This window comes from Goodfellowiella coeruleoviolacea (genome assembly GCF_024171785.1).
Lineage (GTDB): Bacteria > Actinomycetota > Actinomycetes > Mycobacteriales > Pseudonocardiaceae > Goodfellowiella > Goodfellowiella coeruleoviolacea.
Genome location: NZ_JAMTCK010000001.1, coordinates 318,246 through 331,974, shown reverse-complemented (window position 1 = coordinate 331,974; position 13,729 = coordinate 318,246). Strand labels below are relative to the sequence as shown.

The 13,729-nt window shown below is 72.6% G+C and carries 8 protein-coding genes; 2 read left to right on the top strand and 6 right to left on the bottom strand.

Annotation, left to right across the window (positions count from 1 at the left end; genetic code table 11):
• Nucleotides 1-387 precede the first annotated feature (387 nt).
• Entirely contained in the window at nucleotides 388-1,911 is a 1,524-nt protein-coding gene (locus LX83_RS01225; protein WP_253766007.1) for an FAD-dependent monooxygenase, read from the top strand.
• Nucleotides 1,912-2,010: 99 nt separating this feature from the next.
• Nucleotides 2,011-2,721 (top strand): FMN-binding negative transcriptional regulator, encoded by a 711-nt coding sequence (locus LX83_RS01220; RefSeq protein WP_253766005.1) that lies wholly within the window; start codon nucleotides 2,011-2,013, stop codon nucleotides 2,719-2,721.
• 86 nt (nucleotides 2,722-2,807) lie between these two features.
• On the opposite strand, the gene LX83_RS38260 is transcribed toward LX83_RS01220, so the two are convergent.
• From LX83_RS38260 to LX83_RS01190, 6 genes are all read right to left on the bottom strand, one after another.
• A complete protein-coding gene (locus LX83_RS38260) occupies nucleotides 2,808-5,618 on the bottom strand; it encodes a helix-turn-helix transcriptional regulator (RefSeq protein ID WP_253766003.1) in 2,811 nt (936 codons plus the stop codon).
• 126 nt (nucleotides 5,619-5,744) lie between these two features.
• Nucleotides 5,745-7,811, bottom strand: a complete 2,067-nt coding sequence (locus tag LX83_RS01210) for an alpha-glucuronidase (RefSeq protein WP_253766001.1) — start codon at nucleotides 7,809-7,811, stop codon at nucleotides 5,745-5,747.
• Nucleotides 7,808-9,856, bottom strand: a complete 2,049-nt coding sequence (locus LX83_RS01205; protein WP_253766947.1) for a beta-galactosidase — start codon at nucleotides 9,854-9,856, stop codon at nucleotides 7,808-7,810. Before LX83_RS01205 ends, LX83_RS01210 begins: the two co-directional genes overlap by 4 nt.
• A gap of 17 nt (nucleotides 9,857-9,873) precedes the next feature.
• Nucleotides 9,874-10,542 carry a hypothetical protein gene (locus LX83_RS01200; protein ID WP_253765999.1) on the bottom strand — a complete coding sequence of 223 codons (669 nt, stop codon included), beginning with the start codon at nucleotides 10,540-10,542 and terminating at the stop codon, nucleotides 9,874-9,876.
• Nucleotides 10,539-12,053, bottom strand: a complete 1,515-nt coding sequence (locus LX83_RS01195; RefSeq protein ID WP_253765997.1) for a GH39 family glycosyl hydrolase — start codon at nucleotides 12,051-12,053, stop codon at nucleotides 10,539-10,541. Before LX83_RS01195 ends, LX83_RS01200 begins: the two co-directional genes overlap by 4 nt.
• Nucleotides 12,054-12,058: 5 nt before the next feature.
• Entirely contained in the window at nucleotides 12,059-13,720 is a 1,662-nt protein-coding gene (locus tag LX83_RS01190; RefSeq protein WP_253765995.1) for an ABC transporter substrate-binding protein, read from the bottom strand.
• Between the last annotated feature and the right edge of the window lie 9 nt (nucleotides 13,721-13,729).

Here is a 13,729-nt window from a genome sequence, read left to right as displayed (position 1 = left end):
CACCGGACACAGTGGACATCGGCGGCGCCGGTCAGCGGGTGGGAACTCGGCTGCGGGTTCCCACCCGCCAGTGCCGTCCCGGTGTGGTGCCCGGTGGGTTCGGCCAGCGGCACCAACCGGTTCCCGCCCCCACCCCTATCCGGCCCCGATCAACCCCGATCCGGGTGCGCTGCCGCGCCCACCCCGGCCACGAGCCGCTCACCAGCGCCGGACCGGCCGGCCGCGCCGAGCCGGCGGCGAGGACCAGCCCGCCGGGGTCGTGGTCCGCCCCGGCGAGATACCGGGCCGGTAGGGGTGCGTTAGGAGTGCCGCGCCCGCCCGAGCGCTTCCTACGCTGCGTCGGGACAGGGGAGTTCACCAGCACCTCGGGCGAAGGGCGGGAGCCAGGTGGAACCGGACAGGGTGATCGTCTGCGGGGCCGGACCAACGGGTCTCACCCTCGCCCACGAACTCGCGCGCCGCGGCATCGCCGTGCGGGTCGTCGAGAAGCTGCCGGAGTTCCGGGTCGCCTCCCGGGGCAAGGCCGGAATCCAGCCGCGCACCCTGGAGGTGTTCCACGACCTCGGGGTCATCGACGAGATCCTGGCCGCCGGCACCCAGCGGCTGCCGTTCCGGCGCTACCGCCGGGACCAGATGATCGGCGAGACCATCCCCTACCTGGACAACACACCCACATCCGACCGGCCGTTCCGGCGGCTGCACTTCATGCCCCAGTCGCGCGCGGAGGAGATCCTGCGCGACCGGCTCGCGGAACTCGGCGTCACCGTGGAACTGGGCACCGAACTCGTCGGGTTCCACCAGGACGCGCACGCGGTGACCGCGCGGCTGGCCACCCCGGCTGGGACCGAGGAGGTGACCGCCGCCTACCTGGTGGGCTGCGACGGCGGACGCAGCTTCGTCCGCAAGTCGCTCGGTGTCGCGTTCGAGGGGTACACCGAGGGACACCGGCAGATGATGGTCGGCGACGTCGAGGTGGACGGCCTGGAACCGGACGCCTGGTACCAGTGGCTGGACCTGGACCACGGCGTGGTCATGCTGTGCCCGCTGAGCGGCACCCGGTCCTGGCAGATCCAGGCCACCCCGGTGCCCGGCCCGGACGGCACCCCGCTGCCGCCGTCGGTCGAGGCGTTCCAGACGGCCGTGGACACCGTCACCGGCATGCCCATCCGGGTGCGTGCGGCGAGCTGGCTGTCCACCACCCGGGTCAACGTGCGCAGGGCCGACCGGCTCCGGGTCGGCCGGGTGCTGCTGGCCGGCGACGCCGCGCACGTGCACCCGGTGCTCGGCGCGCTGGGCGCCAACACCGGCGTGCAGGACGCCTACAACCTCGGCTGGAAGCTCGCGGTGGCGCTGCGCGGCGGCAACCAGGCCCTGCTGGACAGCTACCAGGAGGAGCGGCTGCCGGTGGCCGAGTGGACGCTCAAGACCAGCGTGGCCAGCTCGGACCGGGTGTTCCAGGAGATGCTGCACGGCACCGGCGGCGCCGAGGTCGGCCTGACCCAGGAGACGCTGCAACTCGACCTGCACTACCGGGACAGCTCGCTGAGCCGCTCGCTGGCCGAGGACTGCGGGGTGCGGGCCGGCGACCGCGCCCCGGACGCGCCGTGCCTGGACATGGCGGGCCGGGTGGTCCGGTTGTTCGACGTGTTCCGCGGCCCGCACTTCACCCTGCTCGGGTTCGGCGAGTCGTGCGCGCCGGCGCTGCGCGCGGTGGCCGCGGCCGGCGTGGCCGGGGTGCGCACCTGCCTGCTCGGTGAACACCCGGCCGCCTACCAGCTGACCGGCGACACCCTGGTGCTGGTCCGCCCGGACGGCTACGTCGGGCTCACCGCGCGCGGCCACGACGGCGACGCGGTGCTCGACTACCTGGGCGCGGTGCTCACCGGCGCCCTGCCCGCGGCCGTGGCCTGACCGCCACCGCGGTCGCACCGGGGGCCGCGCCAGCACACCGCCACACCGGTACCCGTCGCGACTCGCGGCGGTTGCCCGACACAGGGAGACGAGACGCCAGTGGTCTACCGCCCGGACTACTTCGGACCGCCCGACCTGCGGGCCCAGTGGGAGCTGATCGAGGAGTACCCGCTGGGGCTGATGGCGCTGGCCGTGGACGGCCGGCCCGCCGCCGTGCACGTCCCCTTCGTGCTCGACCGCCACGCCTGGCCCTACGGGCGGCTGCGCGGCCACCTGTCCCGGGGCAACCCGATCTGCGCGGAGTTGGCCAACAACGTCGAGGTGGTGGTCGCCTTCCTCGGCCCGAGCGACTACATCTCCCCGGACAACTACGCCACCCAGCCGCACTTCCCGACCTGGGCCTACGCCGCCGTGCACGTCACCGGTCGGCCCAGGCTGCTCGACGACGTGCGCCTGGTGCGCCAACTCGACGACCTCATCGAGGACCAGGAGAAGCGGCTCGCGCCCAAACCGCCGTGGTCGCTGCCGCGCCAGGCCAGCCCGCTGTTCGAGGAGTACTTCCGGCTCATCCAGGGCTTCGAGATCCCGATCGCGCGCATCGACGGCGTGTTCAAGCTCGGGCAGAACAAGTCGGCGGCGGACATGCGCGCCCAGGCCAGGGCGTTCCGGGCCAGGCGCACCGACAGTGCGGACCGGCTCGCCGACTACATCGAGCGGCACAACAACCTGGAGCGCCAGGAACCGGGGCCGCGACCGGCGTCCGAGGACCGGGACGGGGCGCCGGGCACACCTGCCGATCAAGGGGAGTGATCGGACCACTGGGGGTCGGCCGCCGCTCCGGCACGCACCGGGGCGGCGGCCGCGTCAACCCGCTGGGCGGCGGTGCGCGGTACCGGTCAGCTGTGCGCTTCCCGGCCGGCCGGGGTGGCCGACCCGGCCGAGGCACCCAGCCCGGCGGGCAGATCGGCGCGCCGGGACACGTTGAGCTTGCGCAGGATCCGGGTCATGTGCTGCTCGACCGTGCTGATCGAGATGAACAGCTTCTGCGCGATCTCCCGGTTGGTGTGGCCGTTCGCGGCCAGGTGGGCCACGCGCCGCTCGGCGTCGGACAGCGCCTCGGCCGGGTGGCCGCCGAGCTGGTCGCGCGCGGCCGGGCTGGGCCGCTGCCCGGGGCGCTCGGTGACCGGCAGCAGCGCCTGGCACAGCGGCTCGGCATCGCACTGCCTGGCCAGCTGGTAGGCCCGGCGGACGATCATCCGGGCCCGGGTGGACTGGCCGAGCAGGTGGTGGGTCTGGCCGAGATCGCCCAGGGCGTGCGCCAGTGCCAGCTGGTCGCCGGACGCCTGCAGCTCCTCGACGGCCTGGGTGAGCAGGGTGAGCCGGCGCCGGGGTTCGGTCGTGGCGGCGAGCAGGCGCAGTGCCGTGCCGTGCACCCGGGGGTGGTCGCCGGAGCGCGCCAGCTCCTCCTCCAGGAACGGCACGGCGCGCTGCTGGTCGCCCAGCCGGATCCGCGTCTCGGCCACGGCGGTGCGCCACGGGATGACCGCCGGGCTGGTGATCTGCCAGCTCTCCAGGGCCTTGCCGCACGCGAGGAAGTCGCCGAGCGCGCCCTGCAACCGGCCGGTGGCCAGGTAGAAGTGGCCCCGGGCGAACAGGTAGTGCTGCCCGTAGAGGGTCTGGAACAGGGCCTCGGGCACCGGCTGGGCCAGCCGGGCCTGGGCCGCCTCGTAGCGGCCCATCGCGGTCAGCGCGGACACCGAACTGGCCAGCGGCAGGCCGCAGCTCATGCCCCAACCACCCGAGGACATCCGGTCCAGCGCGGTGGCGGCGCTCTCCTCGGCGGCGCGCGGCCGGCCCTGCCTGGCCAGGATCAGCGCCTGGAAGCCGGACAGCATCGCCTCCCAGGTCGAGATGCCCCGGGACCGCGCCGTGGCGAGCAGCGCGCCGCACCAGGCCTCGGCCGTGGCCAGCCGGTCGGCGTAGAACAACGCCATCAGCGCCAGGGGAATGGTCTCCAGCGTCGAGTCCAGCTCGCTGATCTCCAGCACGTGCTCGGCCGCGACCACCGCCGAGGCCACGTCCTGTCCGGTCAGCACCAGCGACAGCGCGGTCGCGGCCCGCAGGCGGGGCCGGGTCGCCACCGCGGCGGGCGTCAGCTCGGCCCTGGCGGCCACCCGGGAACTGCCGAAGATCCGCTCGTGCAGCGGTGGGCACAGCACGGCCAGCCACAGCCGCAGCCCCTGGATCTCCGCCTCGTCGTCCTCGGTGGGTTCGTGGTGCGCGCGGCTGGCCAGGTCGAGCACGTCCGCGGCGTCGTCCAGGTGCCCGTGCCAGAACAGGTTCTTGATCAGCACCAGGGCGCCGTCGCGCACACCCAGGTGCCCGTCGGCGACGGCCTGCTTGAGCGCGGGCAGCCGGCGCAGCGCCACGGACGGGTTGACCTGCCAGGCGAAGATGGTGCCGCGCAACAGCAGATCCGCCCGGCGGCGCTGGTCCGCGCACGCGTCGTGGGCCAGGTCGAGGAACCGCACGGCCGTCCGGAACTCGCCCTCGGCGAGCGCGCTGCCGGCCGCCTCCTGCAACAACTCCACCGGCCACGCCTCGGCCGCCCACGCCGGTGCCACGCCACCGGCCACGGCGATGTGCTCGGCGATCACCCGGGGCGGCGCGCCGGTGTCCCGCAGCAGCCGCGCGGCACTGTGGTGCAGGTCGGCGGCGGTGCGCGGGTCGACCTCGGCGCACAGCGCGGTGCGGGCCTCGGCCCGCCGGAACAGGTGGCCGGTGACCAGCCCGGCCTGCTCCAACTCCCGCAGGGGCGGGCCGAACTCGTCGGCCTCGGTCGTGCCGACCAGGGCGGCCGAGGCGTCCGGGCCGAACACCGCCAGCCGCAGCGCGAGGTCGGCGGCGGCCGGGTCGAGCCGGTGCAGGCAGTCCAGCACCGCCGAAGCGAACGACTCGCCCACCACCAGCGACCGGGCCGGCTCGGCCGCCTCGCCGGCGCGGGCCAGCGCGGTGTCCTCGGCGAGCGCGCGCACCAGCAGCGGGCTGCCGCCGCTGGCCGCGACGCACTCGTCCACCAGCTGGTCGGTGACCGGGGCGGGCACCTGGTCGGCGAGCAGCGCGCGCACGTCCTCGGCGGTCAGCGGGCCCAGCCGGAGCTGGCGGAAGCCGGGCTGGCGGGCGAAGTCGGCGCGCGCCGAGGCGTAGGGCGGCCGGGCCGGCACCCGCTCGGTGAACACGGCGAGCAGGCGCGCGGTGGACAGGCGGCGGCCGAGGTAGCCCAGGCACCGCAGCGACTCGTCGTCCGCCTCGTGCACGTCGTCGACGGCCAGGACGACGGTGTGCCGCTCGGCGAGTTCGAGCACGAAGTCGCACAGCCGGTACCTCACCCAGTCGGCCGGCTGGGTGGGTGGGGCCGGCGCCGTCAGGATCTGCTGGATGTCGGGGTGGAGGGCGCCGAAGGGGCGCGGCGGGCGGAAGAGCTGGCGCATCACCCCGAACGGCAGCCCGCTCTCGTCGCGGGACCCGGCCGCGCGCAGCACCAGGGTGTCCGGATCGGTCGACCGGCGGGTGAACTCGTGCAGCAGCGTGGTCTTGCCCACCGCCACCGGTCCGCTGAGCAGGGCGATCGAGCCGTCTCCCCGGCTGCTGGCCGCGTGCAGCGCCAGGAGCCTGTCGAGGTGTGCTTCCCGCCCGACTACACGCACACGGCCCCCCTGCGTCGGCTGCGGTCCGGCCCCGCTTCCCCCAACCGATCATAAAACCGGGGGCCGGCCGCCGTCACGGTGGCGGCGACCGGCCCCGCGCCCGCCCGGCGGTCGGCGCCGGGCGGCTCAGCGGTGGATGGTGCGGCCTTCGGCGTCGGGCACGCCGGACATCCGGAAGAAGTAGGTGTTCACCTGGTCGCGCCACTCGCGCGCGCAGCGCAGCTGTTCGGCCAGGCGTTCGTCCACGTTGCGCCGGGTGGCCGCGTCGAACCGGTCGGCGATCGCCGACCAGCGCCGGACCAGGTCCTCGACCTCGTCGCAGCCGTCGAAGTGGGTGTCGTAGATGTGCTGGATGACGGTGCGCCCGCTGCGCAGCACGTGCGAGTAGGGCACGTGGTGGAAGAACAGCAGCAGCTCGTCCGGGCAGCTGGCCGGGTCCTCGTAGCGGCTGGCCAGCGGTTCGGGGTACTGCGCGGTGTAGCCGGACCCGGAGGCCACCGTGCGGTCCACGCCCACGCCGTCGCGGTCGGCGAAGTGGTAGGTGCCCCACGGGGAGTACTCGTAGCCGTTGACGCTGGGCCCGTAGTGGGTGTGCGGCGTGACCATGAAGCCGACGCCGAGCGGGGCGGTGTACTTCTCGTAGGTCCGCAATGACCCGCTCATCAGCGCGGTCAACTCCGCCAGCGTCGCCGCGTCCACCGCGAAGGTGGCGCGCGCCCACTCCGCCAGCACCTCGTCCGGCGAGGCCAGCGGGTCCCACGCCAGCCGGCCGTAGGCGAACAGGTTGGCCTGGGCCAGCTTGTGCCCGGTCCAGTTGGCGTCATCGCCCACGTTGGACACCGCGACCACGCCGCCGGTCGGTCGTCCGGCCCGCCCCGAGGCGATGTCGCCGATGGTGGGTCCGCCCGCGCCGGTGGTGTCGAAGCCGAGTATTTCCGTCCACAGTGGACCGAGGTAGCAGATGTGCCGCTGCTGGCCGGTGTACTCCTGGGTGATCTGGAGTTCGAGCGCCACCCGGGTGTGGCGCAGCGCGCCGATCAGCGGCGAGACCGCCTCGCGGACCTGGAAGTCCAGCGGACCGTACTTGACCTGGAGCACCACGTTGTCGTCGAAGCGCCCGTCCAGCGGCACGAAGTGGTCGTAGGCGGCCCTGGCCCGGTCGGTGCTCCGGTCCCGCCAGTCCTGGTGGCAGTCGTAGACGAAGCACCGCCAGTACACGGTGCCGCCGTGCGGGCGCAGCGCGCGGGCGAGCAGGTTCGCGCCGTCGGCGTGGTCGGCGCCGTAGGTGAACGGGCCCGGCCGGTTCTCCGAGTCGGCCTTCACCACGAAACCGCCCAGGTCCGGGATGGCCGAGTAGACCCGCTCGACCGCCTCCGCCCACCAGCGGGCCACCCGCTGCTCGCGCGGGTCGGCGGTGTCCAGCCCGCCGAGTTCGATGGGCGCGGCGTAGGACACCGAGAGGTAGGTGGTGATGCCGTGCTCGCGCAGCACGTCGGCGATCCGGGCCAGGTCGGGCAGGTGGTCGGTGAGCAGCCGCGTCTCGGTGGCGTGCACGTTGACGTTGTTGACCGACAGCGCGTTGATCCCGACCGAGGCCAGCAGCCGGGCGTAGTCGCGCACCCGGCTCAGGTCCGCGACGACCCGGCCGTCCCGGTAGAAGAAGGACCGGCCCGCGTACCCGCGCTCGACCGAGCCCATCACCGGGTGCACGGCCATGTTGTCCCACTGGTTGACCATCCGCACCGCGCACGCCGGCCGGTGCGCCTCGGTGTGGTCCGCGCCGGTGGTCGCGGCCAGCGGCGCGGCCTGCCGCAGCAGGTGGTACCAGCCGTACAGCAGGCCGCGGCCGGCGCCGGCGGCGATGACGAGCCGCTCGCCCCGGCGCACCACGACGAAGCCCTCGGCGCCCAGGCCGGCCCGGGGCACGGCCGCGTGCACCGCGTCGGCCAGGTCGCGGCCCACCGGGGTCCGGCCGAGGCGGTCGAGCGTGCACAGCAGGATCTCGCGCACCCCGTCGGGCGCCGCGTCCGCCGCACCGGCCGCCTGGCGCAGCAGGTCGAGTTCGGCCCGCACGGTGTCGGCCAGCGGGTCCGCGCTGTCCACGGACACCTCGGCGCGCAGCACCGGCTGCTTGGTCGCCGGGGTGAGCCAGCACGGGTCGGTGCCGGCGAAGAAGGACCGCACGCCGCTCACCGGGTCCGGCTCCCGGTCTCGTCGCGGCCGGCCGAGGCGCCGCGCAGCACGGCCACGCCGGTCGGCGGCAGGGTGAGCTTGTCGCCGGCCGCAAAGTCCCGGCCGGACAGCAGGTCCGTGCCGGCGGCGTCCACGCTGACCGAGACCTCGCCGTCGCCGTGGTTGAGCAGGAACAGGTACCGGTGGTCCGCGCTGTACCGGCGGGCCGTCTCCAGCCCGGCGGTGTGCGCGTACGGCCCGACCAGCCCGGCCTGGTCGAGCACGGTGCCGAGCACCGCGGCCAGGCCGCCCCCGTCCAGTTGCGTGCCGAGGTACCAGGCGCTGCCCGCGCCGACCCGGTTGCGGGTGATCGCGGCGGTGCCGGCGTAGAAGTCCCCGGTGTAGCGGCCCAGCACCTCGGCGCCCTGCGGCAGCACCAGGTCGAAGACCAGCGAGCAGGAGTGGGTGGCGCCGCCGAGTTCGGCGTCCAGCGCGACCCCGTTGGCGCGCTCGGGCACCTGCGCGTCGGTCTCGTCCACGCGGATGCCCAGCAGGCCGGTCAGCGGGCCGGGGACGTCCATCAGGAACGCGTTGTCGTGGATGTCGGACCGGGCCGACAGCACCCCGGTGACCAGGCTGCCGCCGCCGCGCACGAACCGCTCGAACCGCTCGGCCACCCCGTCGCGCAGCAGGTGCAGCAGGGGCGCCAGCACCACGTCGTAGCCGGTCAGGTCGGCGTCCTGCGGCAGCACGTCCACGTCCACGTCACAGGCGTGCACGGCCGAGTACCAGTCCACCAGGGTCCGCACGTAGGAGACGTGCCGGGACGGGCCGTCGGAGATCTCCACCGCCCACCAGCTGTCCCAGTCCACCACGAGCGCCACCCGGCTGCGCGTGCGCGACCCCACCACCTCGGCCAGCCGGGGCAGTTCCGCGCCCAGGTCGGCGATCTCGCGGAAGGTCCGGGTGTCCGAGCGGCCGGCGTGGTTGATCACCGCGCTGAACAGCTTCTCCGAGGCGCCCCGGGAGGCGCGCATCTGGAAGAACAGCACCGAGTCCGAGCCGTGGGCCACGGCCTGGTAGCTCCACAGCCGCATCACCCCCGGCGGCTTCACCGGGTTGACGTCCCGGCAGGCCACCTGCGACGGGGCCTGCTCCATCAGCCAGAACGGCTGGCCACCGCGCAGCCCGCGCATCAGGTCGTGGGTGAGCGCGGTCCGGTCCTGGGAGTTCGCGTCCGGCGGGTAGTTGTCCCAGGAGACCACGTCGAGGTGCTCGGCCCAGCGGAAGTAGTCCAGCGGCCGGTAGAACCCCATCATGTTGGTGGTGACCGGGATGTCGGTGCTGTGCCTGCGGATCGCCGCCTTCTCGGCGAGGAAGTTGCCCAGCAGCGCGTCCGAGGCGAACCGCATCCAGTCCAGGGTGATGCCCTGGAAGGCGGTGTGGTTCGGGCCGCGCCAGTGCTCGCTGAGCGCGCTGGACGGCACGATCTCGTCCCAGTCGGTGAAGACGTGGCTCCAGAACGGCGTGTTCCAGTTGTGGTTGAGCGCGTCGAGGGTGCCGTGCCGCTCGCGCAGCCACTCCCGGAACGCCGCCGCGCACAGCTCGCAGTAGCAGGTGCCGCCGTACTCGTTGTTGATGTGCCAGCCGACCAGGTTGGGCAGGTCGGCGTAGCGCTCGGCGATCCGCTCCGCGAGCGCGACGGACAGCCGCTGGTAGGCCGGGCTGGACGGGCAGAAGTTGTGCCGCTGGCCGTAGTGGTGGCGGCGGCCCTCGAAGTCCACCCGGGTCACCTCGGGGTAGCGGCGGGCCATCCAGGGCGGCACCGCCGCGGTCGCGGTGGCGAGGATGATCTTCCTGCCGGTCCGGGCCAGGTGCTCGGTGATGCGGTCCAGCACGCCGAAGTCGTAGACGTCCTCGGCGGGTTGCAGCTTGCTCCAGGCGAACACCCCCACCGTCAGGGTGTCGATCGAGGCCAGGTCGAACAGCCGGGCGTCCTCGTCCCAGACCTCGTCCGGCCACTGCTCCGGGTTGTAGTCGCCACCGTAGAGCACGGTGTTCGGCATGCGCACTGGGGCACCTTTCATTTCTTCGTGAACCGGGCCTCGACGTCGGCCACCAGCGGCTGGGTGACGCGCGCGAGCAGGTGCAGGGCGGGGGACAGCAGCAGGAGCAGCACCCAGTCCGAGGTGACCACGAGCACCAGCGCGGCGAGGACCAGGAGGGTGAGGGTGCTCAGCGCGCACCGCCACCGGGCGAGCAGGTAGTAGGCGGCCAGCCGCGCGGTGTCGCGGGCCCGGAAGCTGAACCGCGCGGTGATCACCAGGACGTTGGCCAGCCACAGTCCGGCCAGCAGCAGGACCACCAGCACCACCGCCCTGGCCGGGCCGGTGGCGGTCACGCCCAGGTTCAGCGACACCAGGCCGAGCACCAGCACCGCCGGCACCCACAGCTTGAGGATGTCGGCCCAGCTCAGCCGCAGGCCGCGGACGAAGTCGCGCACCGGCGTCTGCTCGTGCTCGCGCAGCAGCCGGCCGGTGGCGTAGGTGCCGGCGACCAGGGCGGGACCGGCCGGGATCACCGCGACCGCGAACAGCGGCGCGTTGGACGGGTCGGGCACCAGGAAGAACACCGCGACCGCGCTGGGCAGCAGCGCGACCACCAGGCACACCTGGATCACCAGCAGCAGGTAGACGAACAGGCAGATCCGGTAGATCCGGCTGTCCAGGAACACGTTGGCGCGCTCGGTCATGACCGGTCTCCGTAACCGGGAATCCGGGTGTCGTCCAGTCCGGGGTAGTCGCCGGTCTCGTCGTGCACCGGGTGCAGCTCCACCAGCCGGACCTGGTTGCGGCCCAGGGTGAAGCGCAGCGCCGCCCGGTCCTCGACCGGGGTCAGCACCTCGGTGCGCACGGCCGGCCGCGCGCAGGAGGTGATCAGCTCCAGCTGCGCCTCGGTGGGGAAGCGGGGCCGGCCCAGCGACCGCCACACCTGCCAGGCGTTGCCGTGCTCCTCGTCGACCAGCGAGTGCTTGGCGAACAGCGGCCCGGTCGGCGCCGGCAGGGACAGGCCGACCTCGCGGGTGGTCTCGGTGGCACCGTCGTCGACCCGGTGCCAGGCCAGCACCGCCAGCCGCCCGTCGGCGTGCCGGGTGACCAGGGTGTGCTCGTCGCGGTGCAGCACCTCGGCGCCGAGCCGGGCGAAGAACCGGTACAGGTGGAACGTGGGCTTGGGCACCTGCCGGTGCGCCAGCAGGCCGAAACCGCCGTGGAACAGCGCGGTCGGCACGTCCTCCTCCTCGAACACGTCGCAGAACGTCCAGTAGGAGAACGAGTCGACGTGGTCACCGCCCTCGGCGAGCACCGACGCCACGTAGGCGGCGTTCCACGCGGTGTCGTGCACCGGGTTCACCGGCTTGTAGGAGGTGTTGAACTCGGTGATGTGCACGGGCAGGTCGGGGTAGCCGCAGGCCACCGCGTGCGCGCGGCCGGTGGCGAACTGGTCGAGCAGGTACCGGGGCGGTTCCACGGTCTGGTAGCAGCCGAACGGCACCGGCTGCGCCGGCCCGGAGGAGTAGGCGTGCCGGGACAGGAAGTCCACGGGCACGCCCTGCTCCCGGCACATCACCAGGAAGTCCGTCAGCCAGTGGTCGGTGCCACCGCAGATGGCCGGCCCGCCCACCTGGAAGCGCGGGTCGACCTCCTTGACCGTGCGGGCCGTCTCCCGGTAGAGCCGGAAGTACTCGGCCTGGTCCGCGCCCTGCCAGAAGTTGACCAGGTTGGGCTCGTTCCACACCTCGACCGGCCAGCTCACCACCTCGTCGCGGCCGTAGCGCTCGACGCAGTGCGTGAGCACCGCCCGGACCAGGTCGTTCCACCGGTCGTAGTCCTTGGGCGGGGTGACGTTGCCCCGCCACCAGAACACCGTCTGCTCGCCGGAGGCCAGCTGGGACGGCATGAAGCCGAGTTCCAGGAAGGGCCGGATGCCCAGGCCCAGCAGGGAGTCCAGGATCTGGTCGAGGTAGGTGAAGTTGTACAGCACCCGCGTGCTGCCCTGCCACTCGTACTCGCGGTAGATCCCGACGTCGTCGGACAGCAGGCCGTGGCCACGCAGGTAGCGGAAGCCGATCTCGGCCTGGACGACGGCGAGCGAGTCCAGATAGTCCTGGCGCAGCGCCAGGGCCAGCCGCCCGGTGCCAACGCAGTACCGCCACGCTTCACTCAGCCGGCGGCCGTCGCCGCCGTCGGGAACCACCACGTCCATGTCGACTACCGACCGCCGGTCTTCTGCTTGGCGCGCTCGTGCGCGGCGTTGACCGTGGTCAGGTAGTTGTCCACGCCCTTGCCCCTGAGTTCCTGCACGAACGCGTCCCACTCGCTCAGCGGCCGCTGGCCCACGATGAACTTCAGGGTGTTCTGCTCGATGAAGTCCTTGATCGGGGTGATCACCAGGGTGGCCTGCTCACGCTCGACGTCGGTGAACGGGTACGGGGGCAGCGGCGTCTGCGGGGTGTGCGTCTTGGCCATCTCCTCCTGCCACGTCACCTCCTCGGGCAGCATCATCGAGTGCAGCAGCTGGGTGGTGCCGCCGTAGGCGAACACCCCGCCGGAGAAGCCGTAGTCCACCCGCAGGTTCTTGGTGCCACCCGGGTTGAGCCCGTTGTAGGTGACCTCCGGGGTCAGCGCCAGGGTGTCGCCGTTCTTGGTGTACGTGGTGCCCTCAACGCCCCACTTGGCGAACAGCTCGCCCTCGTCCGAGTACCAGAGCCAGTCGATGAACTGCATCATCGCCACGAACTTCGGGTCGTCCTTGGCCTTGGCGTTGATCATGATGCCGTTCTCCAGCCGGGTGCCGGTCATGATCTGGCCGGCCGGGCCGCCGGGCACCGGGATCTTCGCGACGGTGTAGTTGCCCTTGCCGAGCGTGCCCTCCATGGACTTGCGGTAGGTGACCACGCTCTGCGAGTTGCCACTGATCACAAAGGACTGTCCGGTGACGAACTTCTGGGTGGCCTGGTCGTCGGTCTGGGTGAAGCTCTCCGGGTCCATCAGACCCTTCTCGACCAGCCCGCGCACGTAGCTGACCAGGTTCTTGTAGTTCTCGGTGGTGGCGGCGAGCTGGAACTTGCCGGACTGCTCGTCGTAGACCAGCCCGTCGGCGTTGCTGCTCCACCGACCGCCGTTGGAGCCGAACACGGCCGCGGTGCCGAAGGTGGCCGAGGCGATGTTGAGCATCGACTTGGCCTCCCACCGGTCGGAGTACGGGATCCTGTCCGGGTACAGCTGCTTGAGCTGCTGCAGCACGGACTCGAACTCCTGCCAGGTGGTGGGCACCGGGATGTTGTGCTTGGCCAGGACGTCGGTGCGCATCACCAGGGTGTAGTCGGGCCACACCTCCTCGTGCAGGCCGGGCAGCACGTAGAACTTGCCGTCCTCCTGGCGCAGCGTGTCCAGTTCCGGTTCCAGCTTCCACTTCTTGACCTTGGCCTGCAGGTTCGGCATCAGGTCGAGGTAGTCGCTGACCGGCAGGACCGCGCCCGAGGCGACGTAGGCCGACTCCTGCCCCGGGTAGGTCTTCGGGATGATCAGCGGCGCGTCACCGGCGGAGAGCAGCAGGGAGCGCTTCTGCTCGTAGTCGCTGGCCGGCACGGTGGTCGGCGCCAGCTTGACGTTGGTGCGCTTCTCCAGTTCCGACCAGAGCAGCCAGTCGGCCTTGTACGGGTAGTCCGGGTGGTCGTTGTAGAGGATGGAGAACGTCAGCGGCTCGGTGGCCCTGAACTGCTTGCCCTCGGCGTAGTCGCTCATCGCGCCCTGGCGCTGCTGCGAGGTGTCGGCCTTCTCGTCGGCGCCGCCACCGCAGGCGGTGGCGGCGACCGCGGCCATGGTCAACGACACCGCCGTGGCGGTGAGCCTTCTCAGGCTGGTCTTCATGCGGATCCT